Raw genomic sequence first — 24,323 nt, forward strand, 5'->3', positions numbered from 1 at the left:
GGTATTCAGCTGTTTTGTGTGCATACCTTCTTATTTTACACAGTTCCGTCACATTTAGAAATGAAAAACGCCTAACAAACTCAGTCTGTCCTTTCAGATGTGACAGAATTGATTTGTTAGACGTCTTTGGGTTAATAAATTTCAATCACTTCATGAAGAGCAAAAGCATAAATCAATTTTTTACTAATCTTAATTTTTAAAATAGCTTCCAACGCTTCTTGGTACAAATTCAGTTGTGTCGCATAACGTTCACGCAGAATATTTGCTTGCGCTTGTCCGGCAGATGCTTCAAATACTTGATCGGATTTATAATCCAATAAAATATATGTCTCTTCATCGCGAATCAAACAGTCCACGATCCCCTGCATGACAGCTTGATCGTCCGGACCATGCCAATCCGTCCGGAATCGCGATGCATCAATTTTGTACGTGAAAGGCAACTCCCGGTATACATCCCCCGTTTTTAATCGTTTCTCCAGTAACTGTCCAATCTCGGAAGAGAAAAACATCGTTAATTCCGGTAATGCGTCCTGCATCGTCCGGGCTTCCACAGCGGATATCCGTTCCGCTTGTTCCCATTCAAGAATCTGATCGTCCACTGAACGTCCCGGTTCATACAATTGCATTGCCAAGTGAAGAACCGTTCCGCGTTCTGCTCCGGTTAATGTCGGTCCTAAAAATTGAGGTGTCCGGAAATATGTTGCTTGCCGGTGGGTCGATTCAAATGCCGCCCGCTCCAGTTGTTCCGTCCGCTTCAGTTCCGTTACAGTCTGTTTTGCTGCTGTATCTGTCGCCATCTGACGTGGATACTGATACGTAAAGGCTGCTTGAATTTTCTCTTTTAACGAATCGTCACCTTCAAAATTAATTTTTTCGAGGACACGGACATGTTCGAGCTGATCAATCATCTTCGTCAGTTCTTGATAAGGTGCGATGTCTTCAAGCGACATGACACGCAGAGACCAGTCATGCTGTTCACCGGACAAGTGATGACGAAGAACGGCAGGAGACACCCAGTCGGCATACGTTTTAGCGTTTCTTCGGTCCATTTCAGGTAAAAGTAATTCATCAAGCGGTTGATCGCGCCATTTGGCCAGTTGATCTTCCAATTCTTTAATGACCCCCACCAGAATCAATTTTTCTTTTGCACGTGTCATCGCTACATAGAGAACACGCATTTCTTCCGCTTTCATCTCACGGTCCATTTCCCGTCGAATGACTTCTTTTAGGAGTGTGCCGGAACGCAGACGCTTGACCGGATCAATTGCATCCAAGGCAATACCGTATGTTTTATGCAATTGGATAGCTTGAATTTGATCCTGCTTATTAAATTGTTTCCCCAATTGACTGACAATCGTCACCGGAAACTCGAGTCCCTTTGACTGATGGATCGTCATGATTCGAACAACATCTTCATCCTCACCAAGCGATCGGGCTTCTGAAAAGTCTTCTCCCCGCTCGACCAAACGCTGAATCAAACGTAAGAATCGGTATAACCCCCGATATCCGGAAGTCTCATATTGGTGAGCTCGTTCGTAAAGCGCATTTAAGTTCGCCTGACGACTTCGTCCACCATTTAAACAACCGACATATTCAAAGTATCCCGTCTGGTCAAATAAAGAGCGAATGAGACTCGAAAGCGATTTACCGCGAGCTTCTGTCCGCCAAGCTTGCAATTTTTGCAATGCTTCATCGATTCGCATTCCAAGCGGTGTCTGTTCTTTTGCTACTACTACCGCTGCTTCATAAAAAGAAGTGTCCTTCGACTTCGCACGAATACGTCCTAAATCCTGATCGGTCAGTCCAAAAATCGGTGATCGCAAAACACTTGCAAATGGAATATCTTGCAACGGATTATCAATCGTCTTGAGCAACGACATCATGATCTGAATTTCAGTTGCTTGGAAGTAACCGCCTGTCGTGTCTGCGTAAACCGGTAGTTCATATTGTTCAAAGACATCAACGAGTGCCTGTACTCGTTTTCCTCTTGACCGGACAAGTACAACAATGTCACGGTATTCACATTTCCGAAATCGATTTTGCTTGGCATCGAAGACTAAATACGGATGGTCATCGTTCACCATTTCAAGAATGCGTGTCGCAATGACTTGTGCCTCCAGCTCTTCTTTATTGGTCTCTGTTTGATTTACTAACAGCAATTCCGGTGCTACTTGGTCTGATTCGACATATCCGAGATTACCCAGTCGCAAATATGCGGCTTCATCATAATCGATTTCACCGACTGCTTCATCCATGACTTGACGGAAGATATGATTCGTCCCGTCCAGCACCTCCAACCGACTCCGGAAATTTTTTGTCAAATCAATGCGTGTTCCGATTTCCGTTTGCTGGAACCGTTTAAATTTATCAAGAAACAACCCCGGTTCCGCATGACGAAACTTATAAATCGATTGTTTGACATCACCGACCATAAATAAATTCCCCGTCGCTTCATCCGATTTCGAAACGAGTTGTAAAATTCGCTCCTGTACTTCGTTCGTATCCTGATATTCATCCACTAATACTTCGATGAAACGTTCTTGAAGGAGACGAGCAACGTCCGTCGCCTCCCCGTCTTCTTCCAGCACGGCCAAGGCAAAATGTTCAAGGTCAGAGAAGTCAACGATTCCCCGTTGCTGTTTGGCTTCCAAATATGCTTTTGAAAAACTTCGGACGAGCGCGACAATCATTTGGACATGTCCCAGTTGAGAACGCAAATCCTCAAGGTAATCGACACCATCTTTTTCAATAAATACATCACGCATCTTTTTTAACTCGCTGACTAGACGGGTCCGCTCTGTCTGAAAAATTTTCATTTCTTCGTCTCCACGGATCCCTTTCCATCGTCCGAATTCAACAGCTTGAAAAGCCAAAGCAACCGTCGTCCAGCGATCCTTTTTCGGATCGATCGATTGAATGGGCGTGATTTCTTGTGACAACATATCTGCCATTTCTTCATATCCAGATTGTCGGAGACGATAGGCCAACTCTAAATACCGGTGAATGACAGGACGAACACGTTGCCATTCCAGTTCGAATAACCGTGTCAGCAGATCTGACTCATCTGGATCAATCGGTGGATCATACTGACTGATCAAATCCTCGTAAAAGGCTTCTGGCTTCGGCAAAGAACGGGAAAACCGGTAAAGATTCGAAATCAAATTCAACATCGCTTGATCGTCTCGATCCGATGTATAACTGTCAATCAGTTCATAAAATGCCGGATCTGCTTCGGCATAAAACTGCTCAAACACTTCCTCTAACACATCATCCTGCAACAGTAACAGTTCTGCCTCTTCCGCAATCCGGAATGCCGGATCAAGACCAATCCGGTAATAGTTTTCACGTAAAATGGACAGACAAAATGAATGGATGGTTGTGATTTGGGCACGATTCATCATCTGCCGTTGCTTTTTCAGATAGATGTCGTCCGGCGTCTGCTTGATTTTTTCCTCGATGGCTTCAATGACACGTGTCTTCATCTCTTTTGCTGCCGCGTTCGTGAACGTGGCAACGAGAATCCGGTCTGCTGTCAGTGGATCTTCTTGATTGATGACACGTTGTGTCAATCGTTCGACCAAAACAGCTGTTTTACCTGACCCGGCGGCGGCAGACACTAAAATGTGCCCGCCTCTCGCCTCGATGGCCTGTTGTTGTTCCCCTGTCCATGTCACACTCATTCTGTCTCCTCCTTCAATCGTTCTAATACTTCTTTTTCCGACAAGGAATCGAGTTTCCGATAGTCATTTCCAAGCGACTGATCAAATTGACAGACAGAACGGTACTCACAAAACGTGCACGGTGTTCGTTCATGATAATCAAACGGATCAATGGCGATATCACCTTCATACATCGATTGACTACTCGTCTTCAATTCATCCCAGGCGTAATCCATCAAAGCGTTTAACTGTTCTTCCTTCACAACGCCTTTTGTATGGGATTTATGAAGACCCGTCTTCGTAAACGTTACTTTGACGAGTGGTGATTTTTTTCGTTCATCGTAGGCAATCTGATCCATTGCCCGTAACACCTCATCATTTTCTACGATTACTCCTTGCATTTGATACGATTCAAGGAGAAGACGATTCCGTTCGATGTCGTCCGCAGATAAATCGCCCCGTAACATTGGATTTTTCACATGGAAATACAAAGCTCCGGCCGGTTTCGCCTGCTGATTGAACAGGACTTCTGATTGTTCAACGACAGTTTTTAAATACAGCAACATTTGAATGGCTAATCCGTAGTAGATTTCAGCGAAATCCAGTTCCTTCGCACTCGATTTATAATCGACGATCCGGACGTATAACTGGTCGCCGATCGTTGCCTGATCGACCCGATCGATTCGCCCCGTGAATTCAATTTCAGTCCCGTCCGGTAACGTAAACCGAAGTGGCGGGAACATCGCATTACCAAAACTGATTTCAAACAAGTCCGGTTCAAAATCAGACCGTTCTGCTTGTTTGACGAGCATTTTTGCAGTTTGCTCAACTACATCGGTCAATTTTTTCTTAATATATCCAAAACGATTCGAACTCATCAAAATGGCATTTTGAATCTCCGGTGTCACTTTTTCGACCGCCTGTTTCGCAAGATCACTGCAGTACTGATCATCCAAATCCCGCCATCGTTTCCCCGAATCCTTGATGTTCACCGATACATCATTCAGTGCCCCATGGAAGAGATTTCCGATATCAGGCGCCTCGAATTTATAGAGCTTTCGTTCCTTTAATCGTAAACCATACCGTGCGAAATGTTTATAAGAGCAGGCATTGTACGTTTCAAACCGTGAAACACTGGCTTTGATCGTATCCCCGTACAATGTGCGTGCCAAATCATCAGGCAATGCTTCTGCCTGATTTTGATAAAACAATGCATGTGAAAATAATGCCATCCGTTCCCGCCCACGACCGTTCTCAAGCAAGAGGTTATAGACGTCGAACCAAGATTGTTGAATCGGATAACGACGCTGTAAGCGTCTCAGTTCGATTGCTGTCGCGGCGGCGGCACGTTCCGGACTCGTCACGAACTGCAGCTGATCATTTGGTGCATGATCACCCGCTTCGGCAAAAGAAGTTTTAACAGGACGATCTTGCAACAGTTGACGTTTGATTTGTTTGACGACCGATGCCGGCTGAAGCGCTTTGCCGTCCTCATCCACAAGTGCATAACTAATGTGAAGGGCATCACTTGGAGCGGTCACTCCTTGATACAGATAATACAGTTCATCATCAAACACATCTAATGACGCTTTACCGACGGGAATTCCTTGATCATGTAAAAAATCATGATCGCCTTCTGATAATAATTTGGACTGATCCTCGACAAGCGGAATCAGACCGTCGTTCGCACCAAGCAGGAAAACGACTTTTACTTGCTGCAGACGTCCCCGGACATAGTCCGTTGCAATGACCTGATCAAGCGAAGGAGGCACAAGGGAAAAACGGAGGCTTTCCAGTCCGGTCTCAACCATTTGAATAAACAGTTCCGTCGTCAACACCGTCTCGGGTGCCGCTGCTTCCAATTGTTCAAACAGATGCAGGACCGCTTCATATACTTGATCATGTTCCCGCACCTGACTGAGCTCGTTGACCTCCAGTGCTTGTTGTTTCCAAACCGTCAAACGGTCGGTCAAGCGATGCTCCTCTAAAAAGCGGTAAAGAGACCGTGTATACTCACTCATCGTTTTTGAAGACTTGAATCGTTTCTCAAGCGGTTCAATAGCATCTAGTACAAATTGACGCCACTCGTTTAACTCACGTTCCTCCTGCAATTCTGCATCCGTCAAACTGACTTCATCCGCCAGCCGGCGTTTTAATTGCCAAGGTTTTTTCCACATGGAACCTTTAATGCCCCGCTCGAGGACAAACGTTTCTAAACGATCAAGCGCTAAACGAGAATCCGCTGCTGGAAGTGGAATTAATTCCGTTTTCAGTAGTCGGAACACAGATTCTTCACGGTAACCGGTCAATACGATATCAAGGACGGCATGTACCAATTCGACAATCGGATGATGTACCATGGACTCCCGTTGATCGAGAAAATAAGGAACATCATACAAACGAAAAGCCCGTTCCAAATGATCAGCGTACGGTTCAAGATGGCGTACAAGAAACGCAATCTCGTTAAAACGGTATCCTTGTCCACGTACTAACTCAATGGTTTTTCGAACAGCAGCTTCCGTCTCGACTTGACGATTGACCGCTGCTGAAATTGTGACACCTTCCACTTCTTCATCCGTTGCCGGGTATCCCGGTGACAACAAGGCCTGTTCAAGATGCCGTAACCCCGCCGTTTGAAATTTATAAGCATCCGTATAATGAATTTCTTCGTGGTCAATCCGCCGTTCTGTCATCTGCTCGATCAATTGCATGTAGCAGCGTTGTGATACGCCAAAATCAGACTGTTTGGCGTAGATGTCTCCAACATCAAGTGTAAAACTGAGATGCATCTCTTGTGTCAGCTCCATCAATCGAAGCAGAACCTGCTGTTCTTGTAAGGAAAATTCATAAAAACCATCAACGAATACCGTGACTTCTTGCAGACTGGCTTTCGGCAGTAAATCAATCAATGTCGTAAAATAATCGTCGGCATGAAGCGCCTTGTCCGCAATCCGTTCAGTAAAACGTTCATAAATCAGCGCCAAATCATTGATTTTAGGCGATCGCTCGGGTGAGGCACTACTGATTTTACGCAACATATCCGGCTCGACCAACGAACGTTTGAACGATGCAATCAGCTCGTCTAATCCTTTATAGAATCCCGGCATGTTTTTGGTCCGCTTAAAGATCTTTAGTTCTTCTTCTGCCTCTTCTACAACTTGACGCAGTAACAACTGGGTTCCGGTCTCATCTAAAAAAGGGATCGCTTGATTTCCATGATCCCGTAAAATATGGAATGCAAAACGTCGTAAACTCATGACTTCCATTCGGACAAGACCGGATAACCGCGGATCCGTCGCGAGACGCCGTTCCATCTCAAATGACATTTGATCCGGTACAAGTAGATACATTGATGGTCCTAACGGTTGTTTACTGAGCATCTCCACGATACGTTCGATGAATGTAGTCGTCTTACCTGTACCGGCACGACCTAAGTGCATATAATTCATACTGCTCCCGGGTTAAGTCTTTTCCCCGACAATATGCCTTTGGGAAAAACTCACCCTCACCTCCCTTGTCTATTAGCTGGAAACGGTTCGTTTATTTGCTGCTTCTATGTAATATCATCTCACAAATACGAACGAATGTCCGCTTTTAAGAGATATATTTTTTCATTGCTCTGTCTAGTTTAAATCATTTTCAAATTCACCTGTATGCCGTTGCAAAAAGCGGGTAAAGACTGAGATAATTGTTATCTTCATCAGATCCTTTCACGAAAAGAGGAACACGAATGCTTTACGAAGAATTGGGTGGTCACGCCACCGTTGAACGGCTCGTCCAGTGCTTTTATGATCGTGTTTATGAGGACGATGTACTTCGTCCTTTGTTCCCGCCCGATCGTACCCATGTCGAACACGCTCAAATTAAGTTTTTAACCCAGCTCACAGGTGGTCCAAAACAATACGACTCCTACGATCCACGCCTGAATCTTGCAATGATCCATCGTCTATTACCGATTCAACATACGCATGCCCTACGTTGGATTGAGCTGATGACATTGACGATCAAAGAGACCGTTCCGGATCCGGATGCTCGTGATCGCCTGACTGAACGACTGCAAATCGGGGCAGCGAATGTCCTTCGAATTTGTGAAGCCCATCAAAGTGAATAAGGGATTTTTCTTTCTCATCCGTACGATTCAATGTAAAATAAGGAATGGAGGCGATAACTATGACTGAAGAACAAGATAATAAAAGCGAATTGGTGAAAAATGTGCTTGAGCAAGCGGAAGCTGCAAATGCAACGGACGAGGCAGTCGAAGAAGAAAAATCCGACGAGCAAAAACGTCTGGAACACATTCGGGCACTCGTTACGCTTGAACGTGGATCTGATTATTACCGCGTCGTATTCTACGATGATCATAAACATTTGATTTTCAAAGAGTTGGATTATGATCGGGTAGAATTTGTTGGTCGTTTTTACAACGACAGTTTTGATCCTACCAACCAACAGGAATTGGAAGAAATTTCTGAGAAGGCGCTTGCGACATCGATTCGAAAACGATTCTTATAAGATTTTTCCCAATTCTAACAGAAAAGCCGTGTTTTCCTCATGATTCATGGGGAAGGCACGGCTTTTTTATGCACCAGTCTGGCAGTTCACGCTTATTTTGGTTCCGTTGAATTTCGTTTTTTCCGTCGGATGACGTAAGCCAACACACCACCGGCAACAGCTAATCCAGTTGCCGCAAGTACAGGAAGCAGAACCTTTTTCGAAGTAATTGTTTTCTTGACTTGCTCTAAGCGGGATTCTGTCACTTCTTTTTGTGCAACTGATGCGCGACGGTTGATGGTCATGTGTTTTGCCGCATCCGTTACGACGATTCGCTTCGTCACCCAACGACGGTTCCCGGCATCATCTACAATCAGCTGACGGGCGCGTTTGACACCCTTGACACGTTTACCCGGAGTATTTTCCGGACGAACAATCCGTGAGCTAATAAAACGACGACCACCATTTACGCCAAATCCGGGTTGTAATTTTCTTCTGTTTAACCATTCATATGATTCATTCATTGTGCAGCGGTCTTTTGACCGCTTCACCTCCCTTTAATTCTCTCTCTCATACGCTACTTTTGTATTCGTGATTTTTAATGAAGATTCCTGTTACAATGTTCCACTTATTGTACTTTATTAAACGTCATTGGCCGTTCTTCCTGAAATCTCCGTTGCATTTCATACGCTAATTCCAGTGTTTTGATCCGTTGTCGCTCAATGCTGTAAGCGGAAGCATCGGTCGAAATCCGTTGTCCTGTCTGAAATTCGACTTGAACCGTATCCCCCTTTTTTTGAACAGTTTTCATCTGCTTAAAATTAATCCAGACACATTCTGCTTTTTCCTTAGCAGTGGTCGGGAAAAAAATCGTTTGGGCTTTCCAATCAATCAAAACCGGTGTTTTTCGATTCGGTCCTAAAATATGACGGGCTGCCTCAATCCGTCCCCGCATAGAGGAACCGAAATATAAACAGGATTCTTCAATCAACTTAATGGGATGACCTTCTAACACTACTTCCGATTGTTCTTGAATAAGTAAGGTTTGCGGTTCACCGTATGGTCCATACTTAGGTACTAAAGCTAACGTTTTTTCCGTGATTTTATGTGTCATCTTGATTGCTCCTCTCTTATATTAATTTGTTTATACCAAATTTAAATTCGCTTCGTTTGCTTCCGTCGATTATTTCCCGAAATAAAAAACGAGATATCTCTATCCCGTTTTTAAAGATCTTATTTTTTTTCAGACAATTCTGCCTTTATATGGCGCGGAAAATTGAATTTCACACAAACTTTATCTTTTTCATTTCCCGCTGTTTGATTCTCAATCGTCACTTCCCCTTCGTGTCTTTCAACGATCCGTTTGACGATATATAAACCGAGACCAAACTTCCCTTCTTTTCCACGTGAAAATTGATGGAACAAAGGGGATGCAGACTCAAGCGGCGGACCATCATTCCTGATTTCAACCGTTGCGGTTTCTTCTGTTCCGGAAAGATGGATTTCAATCGTCGTTTCGGTATAACGAATAGCATTGTCCAACACATTTTCAAGGGCAACACGCAATTGTTCACCGTCTCCGAGGACGATTCCCGCCTCCCCGGAAATTTTCCAGGTTAAGATTTTTGTTCCGATAAACCGTTTTTGGAGCAAATGAATCATTCGATCCAAATCTACATGATCCCATTTTGAACGATCAAGTTCAAAATAATCCAGTTTCGTTACATATAATAAGGCGGCTACTTTTTTCTCCAATCGTTCCGCCTCTTCTTCAATGACGGAGACGGAACCCGTCAAATCTCCATCCGGGTAAATACCGTCCGAAATTGACTGGGCATAACTGCGAATGACCATGATCGGTGTTTTCAAATCATGAGAGATATTTTGCAGTAAAGACTTTTGCGCTTTATCCTGTTTTTCCAAGTCCATTCGCATCGCATCAACGGATCGCGCCAAGCGTCCGATTTCGTCTCCACGATCAAGCGGAAGCGGCGTATCCCATTTTTGTGCTGCAATTTTACCGACTGCCTGTTCAATTTCAATCAAGGGATGCGTCAGTCGTCTCGCCAACCAAAACGCGATGAACAGTGTCAGAACACTCACGACGGCAACCACCCATCCAATCTTCGAAAACAACTGGGTGATCAGTTCTTGCCGATATGCATCCCAAACGTAGGACACGCGGTAATACGTCTCCCCCTTGATTTCCATCTTTAAGATGCTGTAGTAGACATCTTCCTTGTCGAGACGTGTCGTATATTTTTCCATCTCATCTTCTTGCGCAATGGCATCCCGATACATTTGATTCACCAATTGTTGTGGAGCACCGCCGTAATACAGTTTTCCATTTTTGGATAACAACAACACATTAACAGAACGTGATTCCTGCTTCCGTCGGTCAAATTCAATCGGATTATCTTGTAACATCTCGATGACAGAAGCATCTTCCGAAAAAAAGACTTCGCTGTTTTCAAGCGTCGCATAGACCTGCTCGTCGATGAAGTTGCCGATCGATGAACGCATGACGACTAATATGACTACCGAAAGCGTCGCAATGACAAGCAGGAACATCGCCCAGATTTGAAAACCCAGACTCCGATTTTTCATGCAGCCACCAGACGGTATCCGATCCCGTAAATCGTTTCGAGTTCAAGCTTTGATAGCTTTTTCCGTACACGCCGTACCAAGTCATCGACAACACGGTCTGACCCAAAATAATCGTCGCCCCATACACTTACTAAAATTTGTTCCCGTGACATCGGTGTTCCGATTTGTGTCGCAAACAAAATTAGTAAGTCATACTCTTTTGAGGTCAAATCAATCTCTTGACCGTTTTCTTCAATAATTCGTTTTTCCGGATAAATCGTGTAATCTCCGTACCGGATGAGACCGGTTTTGGGTGCTGCATAAGCACGAGCCAAAATTTTCTTTACACGAATGACTAGTTCGCGCGGTAAAAACGGTTTAGCGATGTAATCGTCTGATCCCATCTCAAGACCGATGATCTTATCAATATCTTCATCCCGGGCTGAGATGAAGATGACAGGTGTCGTCTCATCATGAGCTTTGATCCGTTTGATCAATTGAAAACCATCCAAGTCCGGCAACATGATATCGAGGATCCATAAATCAGGTTTATCGACGATCGCAGCTGCTGCCGCTTCTCCGGATGTAAACGATTTAACTTGCCAGCCTTCCTGTTCCAAATACTTGACCAAGACGCGGTTCAAGTTCACTTCATCGTCAACTAAATAAATCGTATGCATCATCATCACTCCTGCTTAAGTTCTTTTTTTCAGTGTAACAAAGGATTTCCGCAGAATTATGGGAGAATTTAAAAATGTATAAAAAAAACGCTCTTTTCTGAAGAAAAGAGCGGCGTACAGTCCAACTAATTATTTTACAAGGCGCAACGACGGATATGTCGCGCGTTCTGCATGTGTTTTTGTATTTGCCGATACATGACGACGTTCCGTTTTCACTACGTGTGTCAGGAACGTGGCACCGCCGCCTAGTAAAACGGTTACACCAGCCATTAAAATAATCTCCATTGTTTTCGCCACCCTTTTCTATCGCAATTGATAATCAGTATCATCCTCAAGATGACTATATCACGGCTGATAGAAAATGAGAAGCATTCTCAGATAATTAATCGGTTAAAAATTTTTGTTGTTCCACTTCATGTCGCTTACGAATAATTTCCCGCCATTGGAATTCTCCCTGTTCCAATCCGTTAATTAAGATCTCAGCCGTCCCGACATTCGTCGCAAGAGGCAAATCGTAGACGTCACACAGTCGGATTAGGGCGGATACATCCGGTTCGTGGGGCTGAGCGGTCAGCGGATCGCGCAAAAAAATCACGATGTCAATTTCCCCTCGTGCGACCATCGCACCGATTTCCTGATCTCCCCCAAGCGGTCCTGACTTACAACGGTGAACCGTCAACGCCGTCGCCTCCATGATTCGTTGTCCTGTCGTCCCTGTGGCATACAATCTATTTTTACTGAAGTACGTTTCATATGCTCGCGTAAACATCATCATCTCGTCCTTTTTTTCATCATGTGCAATTAAAGCAATATTCATGTTACTCCCTCCTCCCTATGTATATGCACACAAAAAGAACTTCAGAAACCTGAAGTTCTTGGTTCTCTATGTGAATCATGAATTGGTCGGTTGTTTTTTCAAAACCGTCCGTAAAATTTTACCGGTCGTATTCCGCGGCAATTGATCGATAAATTCAATGCAAGTCGGACATTTATACTTTGCAAGTGAAATGGCACAGAAGTCGAGGACTTCTGTTTCAGTCAACGGTTCACGCATGACTACAAATGCCTTCACCGCTTCTCCCATTTCTTCGTCTGGTACACCGATGACGGCTGCTTCGACGACAGCAGGATGTTGGTACAGCACCTCTTCGACTTCACGCGGGTAAACATTGTATCCGCCGACGATGATCATGTCTTTTTTCCGGTCCACGATATAGAAATATCCGTCTTCATCACGTCTTGCTAAATCCCCTGTATACAACCACCCTTCTTTTAACGTCGCTTGTGTTTCTTCCGGCATTTTATAATATCCTGTCATGACGTTTGGTCCACGCACGATCAATTCGCCGACCTGACCAACCGGTACGTCCTGACCCAATTCATCGACGACCTTATTTTCGACATCGATGATTGACGGACCAATCGATCCCGGTTTTTGGATCCCGTTCAGTGGATTAAAACACGTCACCGGCGACGCTTCTGATAATCCATATCCTTCAAGAATATGACAATTAAACGTCTGGTCAAACGCTTGCAGTAACGGAACCGGTAAACTTGCGCCACCGGAAACAAATAACCGTGTCGTCGCAAAATGGTCGGCGTATGTCGGATGTGCTTTCACTGTTTGTAACAAGAAGTTGTACATCGTCGGTACACCGGCAAAAATCGTCACGCGTTCTTTTTTCGCCAGTTCAAAGGTCTCCTGTGGTGAAAAACGGGAGGCGATGACAATTGTTGCTCCATGTGCAAGCGACGCATTAACGACAACTGTCAAACAAAAGACGTGGAACATCGGTAGGACAGCGAGCGTCCGATCTTTTTCCGAGACATGCAAATATTCCCCGATGGAGCGCGCATTCGATGTCAGATTACGATGTGACAACATCGCACCTTTTGGTTTTCCGGTCGTTCCACTCGTGTACAAAATAACTGCGGTTTCATCCAGTTCATACGTCACTTCCTGAATCGGATGTTCGATTTCAAGCCAACTTTCGAGTGTCGTAAAACGCACATTTCCCCGTTGCTCTTCCGGACCGTTCTGTCCGTTAAATGGAACGGATACGACAACCGCAAGATGTGGCAACTGCACCAAACGCTCTTTGGCCGCCTCGACAAGTGGTGCAATCCCTAAGATTCCCTTGACATCCCCGTTCATCAAGATATAGCCGAGTTCATCCGGTGTATACGTTGGATTGATTGGTATTGCAACTGCTCCTTGTTTCATGACAGCGTAATAACCGATTAAAAATGCCGGACTATTTCCGAGTATTAAGGCAACATGATCCCCTTTACGTATCCCGTGCGACTCAAGCGCACCTGCGGCCCGGTGAAATTTTTCAACGAATTCACGATAGCTGACCGGCACATCTTCAAATACATACGCGATGCTGTCCGGACGTTGCCGTGCCGTTTCTTCCACCGAATGAATCAATCCCATCATAACTTGTTTCCCCCTCCAAATGAATAGCGGTTCATTTTTAGCGTAAAAAAATCCATACATGACGTGTCCGCCTGTATGGATAGTGTAGCATTTTATGGAAACGTTTTCACGTTCTTTCTTTTTAGCCGTTGACGATGACGCCACCGTTTAGATGGAGAACTTGGCCTGTCATATAACTGGAGTCGTTACACGCCAAGAACACATAAGCGGAAGCCATTTCTGCCGGCTGTCCGGGACGGTCCATTGGTGTATTCTTACCGAACGTCTTCACAGACTCATCCGGGAACGTGTCCGTAATCAACGGTGTCCAAATCGGTCCCGGTGCGACAGCATTGACACGAATCCCTTGTTTGGCGAGATTCATCGACAGACTGCGTGTGAAGCTGACGATTGCCCCTTTTGTCGACGAATAATCAATCAGTAAAGAGTTTCCTTCATATGCCGTTGAAGACGTCGTGTTGATGATGGCTGATCCGAGTGTCAAATGTGGCAGAGCTGCCCGTGCCAAACGCATCATCCCGAAGATGTTCGTCTTGAACGTTTTTTCCATCGATTCGTCCGTGATGTCGAGCAACGATTCTTCCGGTTTTTGCATGCTCGCATTGTTGACGACGATATCGAGACGTCCGAACCGGTCGATTGTTTTCTTGACAAGCTCTTCACAGTAAGCACCGTCACCGATGTCTCCTTGCGAAAGTAATACTTCTCCACCCAATTCTTCGAGACGGGCTTTTGTTTCTTCTGCGCCTTCTTGATCTCCGTAAAACGCGATGACGATTTTAGCACCTTCTAATGTATAAGCAATCGAGATGGCCCGTCCGATTCCTGAATTCCCGCCTGTCACGATTGCGACTTTTCCTTTTAATTTTCCGGCAGCACGATAATCGTCCCGCTCATAATACGGTAACGGCTGTTGGTCTTCTGTTTTCGGTAAACCTTCGGAAACTTTTTCAAAATTGATGAAGTCGTTTAATGTACCCTTTAAAAAGTTATCTTTATTGTAGCCCATGAAAAAAGCTCCCCCTATGCAAGTTGATAGAGAGAGTTTTCCCAAAAAAGCTTATGCTAAAACGTCAAGCACTTCGTCCAGTTCAACGGCACCAAAATATTTCTTAAGTTCATATTGACTGAGGACTTCACGTAACGAAGACCGATCGTACCGTTTTCCTTCCAATGCCCGTGCAATTTCTGACGCATCCTCGACACCGAAGAAATCACCGTAAATCTTTGCTTCTTCAATGATTCCCTTTTTAACATTCAGACGGAAATCAATCGTTCCGATTGGGAAACGTTTTTTGTGAATGACATCAAACTTCGGTGATTTACCAAAATTCCAATCCCAGTTCCCGTAACGTTCTGCTGAAATCGCATGCACTTTCGCCCAGTCTTCCTCCGTCAAAACATAACGTTCCATTTCTTTGCCTTCGTAAATCGAAGCCAACAGATGTTCAACAAACTCATCCATTGTCAACGGTTCTGTCAAAAATTCAGAGATGTTTGCGACACGGCTGCGGACGGATTTGATTCCTTTTGAACGCATTTTTTCTTCACTGACGACAAGAGCATTGACGACTTCTTCAATGTTTGAATCGAGCATCAATGTGCCGTGGCTGAACATTCGACCTTTTGTCGTAAACTGGGCGTTACCGCTGATTTTCCGTGTCCCGACATGGATGTCGTTTCGACCTGACAGCTCTGCTTCCACTCCAAGTTTATGAAGCGCTTGAACAACCGGTTCCGTGAACTTTTTATAGTTGTTGAAGGAGTCCCCGTCATCTTTCGTCAAGAAACTGAAGTTCAAGTTCCCCAGATCATGATACACGGCCCCCCCGCCCGACAGACGGCGGACGACGTGAATCCCGTTCTCTTCGACATACTTTAAGTTAACTTCTTCACTCGTGTTTTGATTCTTCCCGACAATGATCGATGGACCATTGATGTAAAACAGGAAATAATCCTCTTCGCTGACGTTCAGATTGTTTAAGATGAAATCCTCTACAGCAAGATTAATCCGTGCATCGTGAATTTCTGGATGAAAAATGAATTTCATAAGTTTCATGTGCTCCTTTTACAATCGAATTTAGTTGCAGCCGTCGACACCACAGGCATCACCTTCGGCAACGATTTCTACTTTGTGTTCCTGTTGGACTCGTTCCAACACTTGACTGAATGCCTCTACCGGTTGCGCACCCGAAACAGCATATTTCCGGTCGAATACAAAGAACGGTACACCGGTGACACCTAGTTCACGAGCCATGTCTTCTTCTTGGCGAACTTCATCAGAAGACTCGTCAGATGCGAGAAATGCCTCGACGGTGGCTGTCTCCAGTCCGGCTTCGGTCGCAATCCGCATCAAAATCGAATCATCATTTAAATTTTCACCGTTCATGAAATAGGCTTGGAACAATCCTTCTGATACCTCATCCATTTTATCATGTTTTTTAGCGAGTTGAGTCAGACGGTGAGCTTTAAATGTGTTTGCCGGAATGACACGATCCATTTCGTATGCCAGACCGTCTGCCTTCGCCGAATCGACGACTCCTTGTGACATTGATCGTGCCTGTTCAACGGATGTCCCGTACTTCGCCGCTAAAATTTCATACAGCCCCATCGTCGGTGTTTCGGGTGCTGCCGGGTCAAGCTCAAAACTCTTGAATTCCACTTCAACGTTCGTTGCTCCGTTTTCCTCAATCGCTTTTTCCAAACGTTTTTTACCGATATAACAAAATGGACATGCGTAATCTGACCAAACTTCTACTTTCATCTTGTTCCAGCTCCTTTATTGGTATGTTGTGTACATTTAGCATAATCGCCTGAGCCATCGCTTGCAATGAATCTGATTCAAGACAAAACAAGACAAAGACTCCTTCACACTCAAGCGAAGGAGTCTTTAGTCAAGCGAGATTTACTCTGTGACGAGCGCGTGCGCCGCGTCCTCAATTTCGATGTCGAGTTCTTTTGTATACTCTGCTGTTTGTGCAGATGTCCAGTTCAAGTGACGAGCCATTTCTTTGATGACTGCTTCTTTATGCTGACGTGCCCAAGCAATATCAAAGAAAACTGCACCTGTCCGGCGGATGAAGAAGTCGATTGGACGTGCCACCATTTCGTGGTTGATTCCGTAGTGAAGCTGTGCGTAAACATCACGCGGTAATGCTGTTTCAGCTGCATCATACTCTGCCGCATATTCAAGAACAACCGGTACGTTTGAACCATATCGTTTCGCGAGGAACAACACTTCTTCCGAAGTTAATCCGTTTGCGGGTGCTTGCGATTTCAAGAACTTCGCGTATCCAGCCGCGCCTCCGACATGACCGCCTGAGATTGGCATATTTTTTGTCGAACAACGGGCATACGCCACATTGTCTTCTTTTTTCAATAGTTTTGCAACGAGATCAACGACGTGCTCACCCATTTTACGGTAACCAGTCAGTTTTCCGCCGGCAATCGTGATCAAACCGGATTCAGACTGCCACACTTCGTCTTTCCGTGAAATTTCAGACGGGTCTTTTCCTTGTTCGTAAATCAATGGACGAACGCCAGCCCAGCTCGATTCCACATCTTCCGCCGTCACTTTGACTTCAGGGAACATGTAATGGATCGCATCGAGGACATACTTTTGGTCTTCGACCGTAAATTTCGGATGTGATGTATCTTTGTCGAAGAACGTATCTGTTGTTCCAACATAAGCTTTTCCGTCACGTGGAATCGCAAAGATCATCCGACCGTCCGGTGTATCAAAGTAGACCGCTTGTTTTAACGGGAACTTCGACTGGTCGATGACGACGTGAACCCCTTTTGTCAAACGCAGTTGTTTACCGACTTTTGAACCGTCTTTTTCACGTAATTCATCGACCCAAGGACCTGTTGCATTGACGACTTTTTTCGCACGAATTTCGTGAACGTCTCCTGTCGCGAGATCCGTCACACGCATTCCGACGACTTTTCCGTTTTCATACAGAATTTCTTCCGCTTTCGTATAGTTGACGACACGTGCTCCGTGCGCAACAGCCTCTTTCATGACTTCGATTGTTAAACGGGCATCATCTGTCCGGTATTCGACGTAGTAACCGCCGCCTTTCAAACCGTCTTGTTTCACAAGTGGTTCTTTTGCAAGCGTCTCTTTTGACGATAACATCGAACGCCACTCTGAGCGTTTAACGCCTGCCAAGAAGTCGTAGACACGTAAACCGATCGACGTACTGAACGGTCCAAACGTACCGCCTTTATGCATCGGTAACAACATCCATTCCGGTGTCGTGACGTGTGGTCCGTTTTCATACACAATGGCACGTTCTTTCCCGACCTCAGCGACCATTTGGATTTCGAATTGTTTTAAATAACGTAAACCACCATGCACCAATTTCGTTGAACGGCTTGACGTTCCGGCTGCGAAGTCCTGCATTTCAACGAGTCCAATTTTCATGCCACGTGACGCGGCATCAAGTGCGATTCCAGCTCCTGTGATCCCTCCACCTACGACAAGTAGATCCAGTTCTTCACGCGTTAATCGATTGTAGACCTCTGCACGGTTTTTGCTTGAAAATAATTGGTTTGCCATGAATAGTTCCTCCTGTTTGGGTTCGAAAAAAAAGAGACCACAACAAACAGGCTGACGGTGTCAACTGTTGCTGTGGTCTCTCCATATTCTCCGACCGGTTTATTAACTTGTCCTTACTATAACATATGTCACATCATTTAAACAACATCGCCGCTTGAACAGCTTTTTTCCATCCAGCGTAAAGATCTTCGCTTTCTGCTTCCGCCATGTCCATCTCAAAACGGCGATCCATCTGCCACTGCGCGGCAATCTGTTCTTGATTTTCGAAGAATCCGACAGCAAGACCTGCAAGGTAAGCCGCTCCGAGCGCTGTCGTCTCATTGATTTCCGGACGTTCGACCGGTGCTTGAATGATATCACTTTGGAATTGCATGAGGAAATCATTTTTGACGGCACCACCGTCGACACGTAAAGCAGACATCTCAATTCCAGAATCCTGTTCCATCGCTGTCAGGACGTCACGCGTCTGATAAGCCAACGACTCAAGAGTTGCCCGGATGAAGTGTTCTTTTTCTGTTCCCCGTGTCAGACCGAAGACCGCACCGCGCACGTCACTGTCCCAGTATGGTGTCCCGAGACCAACGAAGGCCGGTACGACATAGACTCCGTCCGAAGACGTCACACGCGTCGCGTAGGCTTCTGTTTCTTTCGCATCGTTAATGAGACGAAGACCGTCGCGTAACCATTGAATTGCTGAACCGGCAACAAAGATACTGCCTTCGAGGGCGTATTGGACTTTCCCGTCGATTCCCCAAGCGATTGTCGTCAATAATCCGTGTTCAGACGTCACGGCTTTGTCACCTGTATTAAGCAACATGAAACAACCCGTTCCATACGTGTTTTTGGCCATACCTTGCTCGAAACACGCCTGTCCGAATAAAGCCGCCTGTTGGTCGCCTGCTGCGCCTGCGATCGGCACGGATTCACCAAAGAAATGATAACCGGCTGTCTGCGCATACACTTCAGACGATGGGCGGACTTCCGGAAGCATCGCTTTCGGCACATCGAGAATGTCCAACAATTCGTCGTCCCATTTTAGTTCATGAATGTTATACATTAACGTCCGACTGGCATTGGAATAGTCTGTGACGTGGGCTTTCCCACCTGACAGTTTCCAAATCAACCACGTATCAATCGTTCCAAATAAAAGTTCCCCGCGTTCAGCCCGCTCACGTGAACCTTCGACGTGATCAAGGATCCATTTTACTTTCGTACCAGAGAAGTAAGCATCGATCAACAGTCCCGTTTTCGAACGGAACAGTTCTGCATGCCCGGCTTGTCGCAACTCCTCACAAATTTCAGCGGTTTGTCTCGATTGCCAGACAACGGCATTATGAATTGGTTTTCCCGTCTCTTTCTCCCAGACGACAGCCGTTTCCCGTTGATTCGTGATTCCGATACCAGCGATTTGCGTCGCCTTGACGTTTGCTTCCGTTAAACATGTCGCAACGACGGCAAGGACACTGCCCCAAATTTCATTGGCATTGTGTTCAACCCAGCCTGGTTTTGGAAAGTACTGCGTAAACTCACGTTGTGCGGAATGAACAATTTCTCCGGAACGGTTGAATAAAATCGCCCGTGTACTGGTTGTTCCTTGATCTAATGACAAAATGTAGTTCTCCATCTCTTCCCCATCCTTTGTATCTAGTAAGTTAAGCTTAAGCTGACTTCGACTTCACTGACGTTGATTTATTCGGACGAACACCGAACTTATAGCATAAACCTAATATGACAATCGTCACAAGCCCAACGACCACAAATGCCGGTGTATCTTTTCCGGAGAAGACCGAACGGTAAAACAACCCGCCTAGACTTCCGCCAAGAATAGGACCGATGACCGGAATCCACGAGTAGGCCCAGTTCGAAGAACCTTTTCCTGCAATCGGCAGAAGGAAGTGCGCGATTCGCGGACCTAAATCACGTGCCGGGTTCATCGCGTAACCCGTCGTTCCACCAAATGACATCCCTAGACTGACGATCAAGAAGCCGACGATCAATGGATTCAAACCATCCGAAAACGTATTGGCGCCGATCGATAAAATACCGACGACAAGTAAAAATGTCGCAATCAATTCACTCATTACATTCGCAAACGTATGCGGAATGGCAGGTGATGTTGCAAAAACGCCTAATTTTGCTCCTGGATCTTTTGTTTCCGCCCAGTGCGGTAAGTAATGTACAAAAACGATACTGGCACCAACAATTCCACCTAATAGTTGTGCAATGACGTAACCTGGAACATCTGACCAAGCAAACGAACCATCAAACGCAAGACCTAACGTCACGGCTGGATTAAGATGCGCCCCGCTGAATTGCCCGACTGCGTAGACAGATAATGCGACCGCAAATCCCCAAGCGAAGGTGATGACGATCCATCCTGCATCTTTTGCATAGGATTTCGATAACGTGACACCTGCTCCGACACCGTTCCCGAGTGCCACAAGAAGAGCCGTTCCTAAAAATTCTGCTAGTACTGGTGACATGTGTTCTTCCCCCTTTGTATGTGAAAAAAGCAACAAAAAGGAGATTCGCGCCTCGGCTTTTTGAATGTTCTCAAAAAGCATGAAAGCGTGAATCTCCGATTTCTCCGTCACTTCGTATCAACTTGTTTTCACTATAACAATCGATGAAAACGCTGTCAAACGATTTATGTGATTTTTATCATAGCGTTTTCATTTGTTTGGTTCAAAGTATTTCCACAACTCTTTATTGGATGTCGTGATACTGGATGCTCCAGCCGCTATGGCTTGTTCCACTTCTTCCACCGTATCAATCAATCCGCCGGCAAACACTAATTTACCAGTTTTTTGTTTGACCTCTTCAATGTACTTCGGCATCAATCCCGGTAGTACTTCGATATAGTCGGGTTGTGTCCGCTCCATCAAATGATAACTTTTTTCGAGTGAACTCGAATCGAGCAAAAACATCCGTTGCATCGTTTTGACCTTTTTTTGACGCGCTTTTAAAATGACACTTGCCTTTGTCGAGATGACGCCGTATGGCTTCAGTTCTTGACAGACGTATTCCGTCGCAAATTCATCATTTTTTAATCCTTGGACCAAATCCATATGCAAAAACATTTTTTTATCATAGCGGTGAGCCAGCTCATAAACCGCCTTCAAACGGGATACATGCATTTCTAGCAACACCCCATACTCATACGGACTTTTCAGCATTTTCTCGAAATCTTCTAACTTCCTGACAGACGGCAGAATTTTTTGACCAAAGTACGTCATGTAACGTCCCCATTTCTTTAATTTGTTTTAGTATGTCGTCTGTTCAATGGTTTTCGCAATCTTCTTTTTATGAAAACTACTGAAAAGAACAATAAAAATAGGGTATAGCTTAACGATACCGTTTAAAATGGAGGTGAGAAGTACAGGTTCGTCGCCTGTGCCTCGTATGAGTCAGCAAAAAAGAATCATTATTTATTTGTTTTCAATTTTAATCAACGCCCTCGGAAACAGTTTTATGGTCACGGCCGCCATCGGGAGTGCACCTTGGACATCTGCCAGTGAGGCGTTGGCCCGCATTTCACCTTTGACCGTCGGGCTTGCCATCGTCGTCCTGCATATCTTGGCACTCGGAAGTGCTCTGCTTCTTGGCAGCCGCTTCAGTTGGTGGACCATTTTACTTAGCTTTTCACTTGTCGTCCTGTTCGGGACGGCCATTGATTTCTTCTTGTCCATTCACCAGTTGCTCTATACTCCCGTCGCCCTGTGGGCACGTATTTTGTATATGGTCATCGGAATGCCGTTAATTTCACTGGGACTGGCTCTATACCTTCAGATTGGTTTTGTCTTGATGCCGCCGGATTATTTGATGAAATCTTTGATCAGCCGGTTCAAAAGTACGTCGGTTGGTGCAACAGTCAGCTTGGCAATTCCTTTTTTGATTGCCAGTATTTTGTCGCTTGTAGAACACGAGTTGATCGGAATTGGTGTCGGAACGTTCGTATTTCTTTTGTTAAACGGTCCGCTGATTGAATTTTTCCAAAAAACTTTTCCAATCACACGTCGCGTCACCTGATGAAAAAAATCCTGTATCCACTGTGAAACTTACAAGTGGATACAGGATTTTTTAAAGATATGATTTCTTTTGGAAAATTAAGATTGAACCGCCGAATAACACAAGGATGTGTGCCAAAACGAAAATGACGGAAAACGTCAATGTCGTTCCCATCGGTTCTGCCGTTCCATACGTCAATGCACCTTTGAAGTACATTGACCAGTCCAAATGCATCAAGACAATCCATTTGGCGATTTCCGGCTTAAGGGCGAGCAACACATTACCGGCAATCGACGTAAAGAACTGGGCGAGAACAGTAAACCCGATAATCATTCCGACAGAACGGAAGACCAGTGAGAAAAATAACGTCATGAAAATTGTAAAGATCGGACTGACGAGTGACAACACCGTATCGCGCAACTGGAGGGATTCACCCGCTTCAGAAAAGGCAAACGAGGCAGCGTACGTAATGACGGCAATAAAGATGAATTGACCGAGCATGACTAAAATTGAAAACAACAGTTTTGAGAAATATATCATCATCCGCGAATACGGACTCATCAACAGATGTTTCATCGTATCATAGCGGACTTCATTCCCGACCGTCTCTGCCGTGAAGACAATCGTAATGATGCCAAGCAAGCCAAATAAAATCGTCGAAGCCAATGTGTAATACTCGCTGCGTGTAAAATCTACATCATTTATTTTGGCAAGAATGACGGTTCCAACGACGATAACGACGTATAGAGCTAAAACGATTTTTGATTTTTTCATCGTCCACCATTTCATCCATTCATTTTGTATGAGCGAAAGCATGTGAATCCCCCTCTTTTTTCGTAACTTGTAAAAATTGTTCTTCGAGTGTCAGACGTTTAACCGTCAGTTCATGCAAATCAGCGATCGGCACGATTAACCGGGCAATCGCCGGTGTTTCACTCTCCGGTGCTGTAATGACGATCTTGTCATTCCAACGTTCTGCCGGATAATTGGCACCCCGTAATACTTCGATGACCTCCACTGTACTCGTTTCCGAAACACGGATCATGATTTTAGCTCCCGTCTCATTTCGGACAGATTCGACCGATTTAATGACACCTTGGTCGATGATCGCGTACCGGTCGCTGATCTGCTCCATCTCACCTAACATGTGGCTGGAGATCAAAATGGCAATATCCTGTTCCCGTGCCATCTTCCGGAGATATTCACGCAATTCCGCAATTCCTGCCGGATCCAGTCCATTCGTCGGTTCATCCAAAATCAAAACCCGTGGATTATGTAACAAGGCACGTGCAATTCCAAGACGTTGTTTCATCCCGAGTGAATATTCGCCAACTTTTTTAGACAGCTTTCCTTCAAGTCCGACGAGTTGCGCCAATGCCTCATAATCGACCTGAGCCAAACCTGGAATCAGATTCTTCGCCTGAACAAGATTTTGTTTCCCTGTCATGTAGGTGTAAAATGCCGGGTTCTCGACAATAGCGCCAATCTGTGTCAATGCTTTTGAGCGTTCACTGACAACGTCAAAACCATTGACTGTAACCTTCCCTGCATCCTGCTCGAGCAGTCCCGTAATGATTCGTATCGTCGTGGTTTTTCCCGCACCATTCGGTCCTAAAAATCCAAAGACTTCTCCGGGTGCCACTTCAAAACTGACATCTTTTAAAATCTGGTCTTTACCTAAACGCTTTGACACGTGTTCAATCTTCAGCATCTTTTTTTCCTCCCTTTACTGTGCTTCTTATTTCTAGTGTACGCCATTTTGACCGAAAAAGTTCCCATCCTTACAATTATGTAATCCGTTTCCAATTTAAATGTACAAACGCTTAGTCTTCATTTGGTGCAGATAACAAGAAAAAAATTGCTTTTATTTTATCAAAATTAGGCGAGAATACGCCCAC

General features: G+C 45.1%; 21 protein-coding genes. 3 read left to right on the plus strand and 18 right to left on the minus strand.

Annotated features, from left to right (window positions below):
• Positions 1-131 precede the first annotated feature (131 nt).
• Positions 132-3,680: a helicase-exonuclease AddAB subunit AddA gene (addA, locus tag ACHA8N_RS09530; RefSeq protein ID WP_393965521.1), complete on the minus strand. Its 3,549-nt coding sequence runs from the start codon at positions 3,678-3,680 to the stop codon at positions 132-134.
• Complete coding sequence (gene addB, locus ACHA8N_RS09535) at positions 3,677-7,108, minus strand: helicase-exonuclease AddAB subunit AddB (RefSeq protein WP_393965522.1); 3,432 nt, start codon at positions 7,106-7,108, stop codon at positions 3,677-3,679. Before addB ends, addA begins: the two co-directional genes overlap by 4 nt.
• A 281-nt stretch (positions 7,109-7,389) precedes the next feature.
• Here addB and ACHA8N_RS09540 point away from each other — a divergent pair, with 281 nt between their 5' ends.
• Positions 7,390-7,770 carry a truncated hemoglobin gene (locus tag ACHA8N_RS09540; protein WP_393965523.1) on the plus strand — a complete coding sequence of 127 codons (381 nt, stop codon included), beginning with the start codon at positions 7,390-7,392 and terminating at the stop codon, positions 7,768-7,770.
• A 59-nt stretch (positions 7,771-7,829) separates the two neighbouring features.
• Positions 7,830-8,171, plus strand: coding sequence for a hypothetical protein (locus ACHA8N_RS09545; RefSeq protein ID WP_147511961.1), 342 nt, complete (start codon positions 7,830-7,832; stop codon positions 8,169-8,171).
• Between the two features lie 92 nt (positions 8,172-8,263).
• On the opposite strand, the gene ACHA8N_RS09550 is transcribed toward ACHA8N_RS09545, so the two are convergent.
• The 14 genes from ACHA8N_RS09550 to ACHA8N_RS09615 form a co-directional block, all read right to left on the minus strand.
• Complete coding sequence (locus ACHA8N_RS09550; protein ID WP_147511962.1) at positions 8,264-8,674, minus strand: hypothetical protein; 411 nt, start codon at positions 8,672-8,674, stop codon at positions 8,264-8,266.
• 104 nt (positions 8,675-8,778) lie between these two features.
• Positions 8,779-9,264 (minus strand): competence protein ComK, encoded by a 486-nt coding sequence (locus tag ACHA8N_RS09555; protein WP_147511963.1) that lies wholly within the window; start codon positions 9,262-9,264, stop codon positions 8,779-8,781.
• Between the two features lie 119 nt (positions 9,265-9,383).
• On the minus strand, positions 9,384-10,757 hold the full coding sequence (locus tag ACHA8N_RS09560; protein WP_393965524.1) for a HAMP domain-containing sensor histidine kinase: 1,374 nt from the start codon (positions 10,755-10,757) through the stop codon (positions 9,384-9,386).
• Positions 10,754-11,419 (minus strand): response regulator transcription factor, encoded by a 666-nt coding sequence (locus ACHA8N_RS09565; protein ID WP_147511965.1) that lies wholly within the window; start codon positions 11,417-11,419, stop codon positions 10,754-10,756. Before ACHA8N_RS09565 ends, ACHA8N_RS09560 begins: the two co-directional genes overlap by 4 nt.
• Positions 11,420-11,545: 126 nt before the next feature.
• Positions 11,546-11,701: a hypothetical protein gene (locus tag ACHA8N_RS09570; protein WP_167498376.1), complete on the minus strand. Its 156-nt coding sequence runs from the start codon at positions 11,699-11,701 to the stop codon at positions 11,546-11,548.
• Positions 11,702-11,798: 97 nt separating this feature from the next.
• Entirely contained in the window at positions 11,799-12,233 is a 435-nt protein-coding gene (locus ACHA8N_RS09575) for a methylglyoxal synthase (protein WP_147511966.1), read from the minus strand.
• Positions 12,234-12,308: 75 nt separating this feature from the next.
• The gene (locus tag ACHA8N_RS09580; RefSeq protein WP_393965564.1) at positions 12,309-13,853 is read right to left on the minus strand and encodes a fatty acid--CoA ligase family protein; all 1,545 of its coding nucleotides are present in this window, start codon (positions 13,851-13,853) and stop codon (positions 12,309-12,311) included.
• A gap of 124 nt (positions 13,854-13,977) precedes the next feature.
• Complete coding sequence (locus ACHA8N_RS09585) at positions 13,978-14,865, minus strand: SDR family oxidoreductase (RefSeq protein ID WP_393965525.1); 888 nt, start codon at positions 14,863-14,865, stop codon at positions 13,978-13,980.
• A 51-nt stretch (positions 14,866-14,916) separates the two neighbouring features.
• Positions 14,917-15,906: a lipoate--protein ligase gene (gene lplA, locus ACHA8N_RS09590; RefSeq protein WP_147511968.1), complete on the minus strand. Its 990-nt coding sequence runs from the start codon at positions 15,904-15,906 to the stop codon at positions 14,917-14,919.
• Between the two features lie 30 nt (positions 15,907-15,936).
• The gene (locus ACHA8N_RS09595; protein WP_393965526.1) at positions 15,937-16,620 is read right to left on the minus strand and encodes a DsbA family oxidoreductase; all 684 of its coding nucleotides are present in this window, start codon (positions 16,618-16,620) and stop codon (positions 15,937-15,939) included.
• Positions 16,621-16,761: 141 nt separating this feature from the next.
• Positions 16,762-18,417: a glycerol-3-phosphate dehydrogenase/oxidase gene (locus ACHA8N_RS09600; RefSeq protein WP_393965527.1), complete on the minus strand. Its 1,656-nt coding sequence runs from the start codon at positions 18,415-18,417 to the stop codon at positions 16,762-16,764.
• A gap of 133 nt (positions 18,418-18,550) precedes the next feature.
• The gene (gene glpK / locus ACHA8N_RS09605; protein WP_393965528.1) at positions 18,551-20,041 is read right to left on the minus strand and encodes a glycerol kinase GlpK; all 1,491 of its coding nucleotides are present in this window, start codon (positions 20,039-20,041) and stop codon (positions 18,551-18,553) included.
• Positions 20,042-20,075: 34 nt separating this feature from the next.
• On the minus strand, positions 20,076-20,900 hold the full coding sequence (locus ACHA8N_RS09610; RefSeq protein WP_393965529.1) for an MIP/aquaporin family protein: 825 nt from the start codon (positions 20,898-20,900) through the stop codon (positions 20,076-20,078).
• 189 nt (positions 20,901-21,089) lie between these two features.
• Positions 21,090-21,653 (minus strand): glycerol-3-phosphate responsive antiterminator, encoded by a 564-nt coding sequence (locus tag ACHA8N_RS09615; protein WP_147511973.1) that lies wholly within the window; start codon positions 21,651-21,653, stop codon positions 21,090-21,092.
• Between the two features lie 166 nt (positions 21,654-21,819).
• Between ACHA8N_RS09615 and ACHA8N_RS09620 the strand changes: the two genes are divergently transcribed.
• Positions 21,820-22,446 (plus strand): YczE/YyaS/YitT family protein, encoded by a 627-nt coding sequence (locus ACHA8N_RS09620; RefSeq protein ID WP_393965530.1) that lies wholly within the window; start codon positions 21,820-21,822, stop codon positions 22,444-22,446.
• 51 nt (positions 22,447-22,497) lie between these two features.
• Here the strand turns inward: ACHA8N_RS09620 and ACHA8N_RS09625 are convergent, their stop codons facing one another.
• Complete coding sequence (locus tag ACHA8N_RS09625) at positions 22,498-23,241, minus strand: ABC transporter permease (protein WP_147511974.1); 744 nt, start codon at positions 23,239-23,241, stop codon at positions 22,498-22,500.
• Entirely contained in the window at positions 23,219-24,136 is a 918-nt protein-coding gene (locus ACHA8N_RS09630) for an ABC transporter ATP-binding protein (RefSeq protein ID WP_147511975.1), read from the minus strand. Before ACHA8N_RS09630 ends, ACHA8N_RS09625 begins: the two co-directional genes overlap by 23 nt.
• Positions 24,137-24,323: the final 187 nt, after the last annotated feature.

Origin of the sequence: Exiguobacterium sp. S22-S28, assembly GCF_043359615.1 — a bacterium.
Taxonomy (GTDB): Bacteria; Bacillota; Bacilli; order Exiguobacteriales; family Exiguobacteriaceae; genus Exiguobacterium_A.

Coding starts and splice junctions, on each gene's coding strand:
- addA (WP_393965521.1), bottom strand. CDS start 3,680: ATGAGTGTGACATGGACAGGGGAACAACAACAGGCCATCGAGGCGAGA.
- addB (WP_393965522.1), bottom strand. CDS start 7,108: ATGAATTATATGCACTTAGGTCGTGCCGGTACAGGTAAGACGACTACA.
- ACHA8N_RS09540 (WP_393965523.1), top strand. CDS start 7,390: ATGCTTTACGAAGAATTGGGTGGTCACGCCACCGTTGAACGGCTCGTC.
- ACHA8N_RS09545 (WP_147511961.1), top strand. CDS start 7,830: ATGACTGAAGAACAAGATAATAAAAGCGAATTGGTGAAAAATGTGCTT.
- ACHA8N_RS09550 (WP_147511962.1), bottom strand. CDS start 8,674: ATGAATGAATCATATGAATGGTTAAACAGAAGAAAATTACAACCCGGA.
- ACHA8N_RS09555 (WP_147511963.1), bottom strand. CDS start 9,264: ATGACACATAAAATCACGGAAAAAACGTTAGCTTTAGTACCTAAGTAT.
- ACHA8N_RS09560 (WP_393965524.1), bottom strand. CDS start 10,757: ATGAAAAATCGGAGTCTGGGTTTTCAAATCTGGGCGATGTTCCTGCTT.
- ACHA8N_RS09565 (WP_147511965.1), bottom strand. CDS start 11,419: ATGATGCATACGATTTATTTAGTTGACGATGAAGTGAACTTGAACCGC.
- ACHA8N_RS09570 (WP_167498376.1), bottom strand. CDS start 11,701: ATGGAGATTATTTTAATGGCTGGTGTAACCGTTTTACTAGGCGGCGGT.
- ACHA8N_RS09575 (WP_147511966.1), bottom strand. CDS start 12,233: ATGAATATTGCTTTAATTGCACATGATGAAAAAAAGGACGAGATGATG.
- ACHA8N_RS09580 (WP_393965564.1), bottom strand. CDS start 13,853: ATGGGATTGATTCATTCGGTGGAAGAAACGGCACGGCAACGTCCGGAC.
- ACHA8N_RS09585 (WP_393965525.1), bottom strand. CDS start 14,865: ATGGGCTACAATAAAGATAACTTTTTAAAGGGTACATTAAACGACTTC.
- lplA (WP_147511968.1), bottom strand. CDS start 15,906: ATGAAATTCATTTTTCATCCAGAAATTCACGATGCACGGATTAATCTT.
- ACHA8N_RS09595 (WP_393965526.1), bottom strand. CDS start 16,620: ATGAAAGTAGAAGTTTGGTCAGATTACGCATGTCCATTTTGTTATATC.
- ACHA8N_RS09600 (WP_393965527.1), bottom strand. CDS start 18,417: ATGGCAAACCAATTATTTTCAAGCAAAAACCGTGCAGAGGTCTACAAT.
- glpK (WP_393965528.1), bottom strand. CDS start 20,041: ATGGAGAACTACATTTTGTCATTAGATCAAGGAACAACCAGTACACGG.
- ACHA8N_RS09610 (WP_393965529.1), bottom strand. CDS start 20,900: ATGTCACCAGTACTAGCAGAATTTTTAGGAACGGCTCTTCTTGTGGCA.
- ACHA8N_RS09615 (WP_147511973.1), bottom strand. CDS start 21,653: ATGACGTACTTTGGTCAAAAAATTCTGCCGTCTGTCAGGAAGTTAGAA.
- ACHA8N_RS09620 (WP_393965530.1), top strand. CDS start 21,820: ATGAGTCAGCAAAAAAGAATCATTATTTATTTGTTTTCAATTTTAATC.
- ACHA8N_RS09625 (WP_147511974.1), bottom strand. CDS start 23,241: ATGCTTTCGCTCATACAAAATGAATGGATGAAATGGTGGACGATGAAA.
- ACHA8N_RS09630 (WP_147511975.1), bottom strand. CDS start 24,136: ATGCTGAAGATTGAACACGTGTCAAAGCGTTTAGGTAAAGACCAGATT.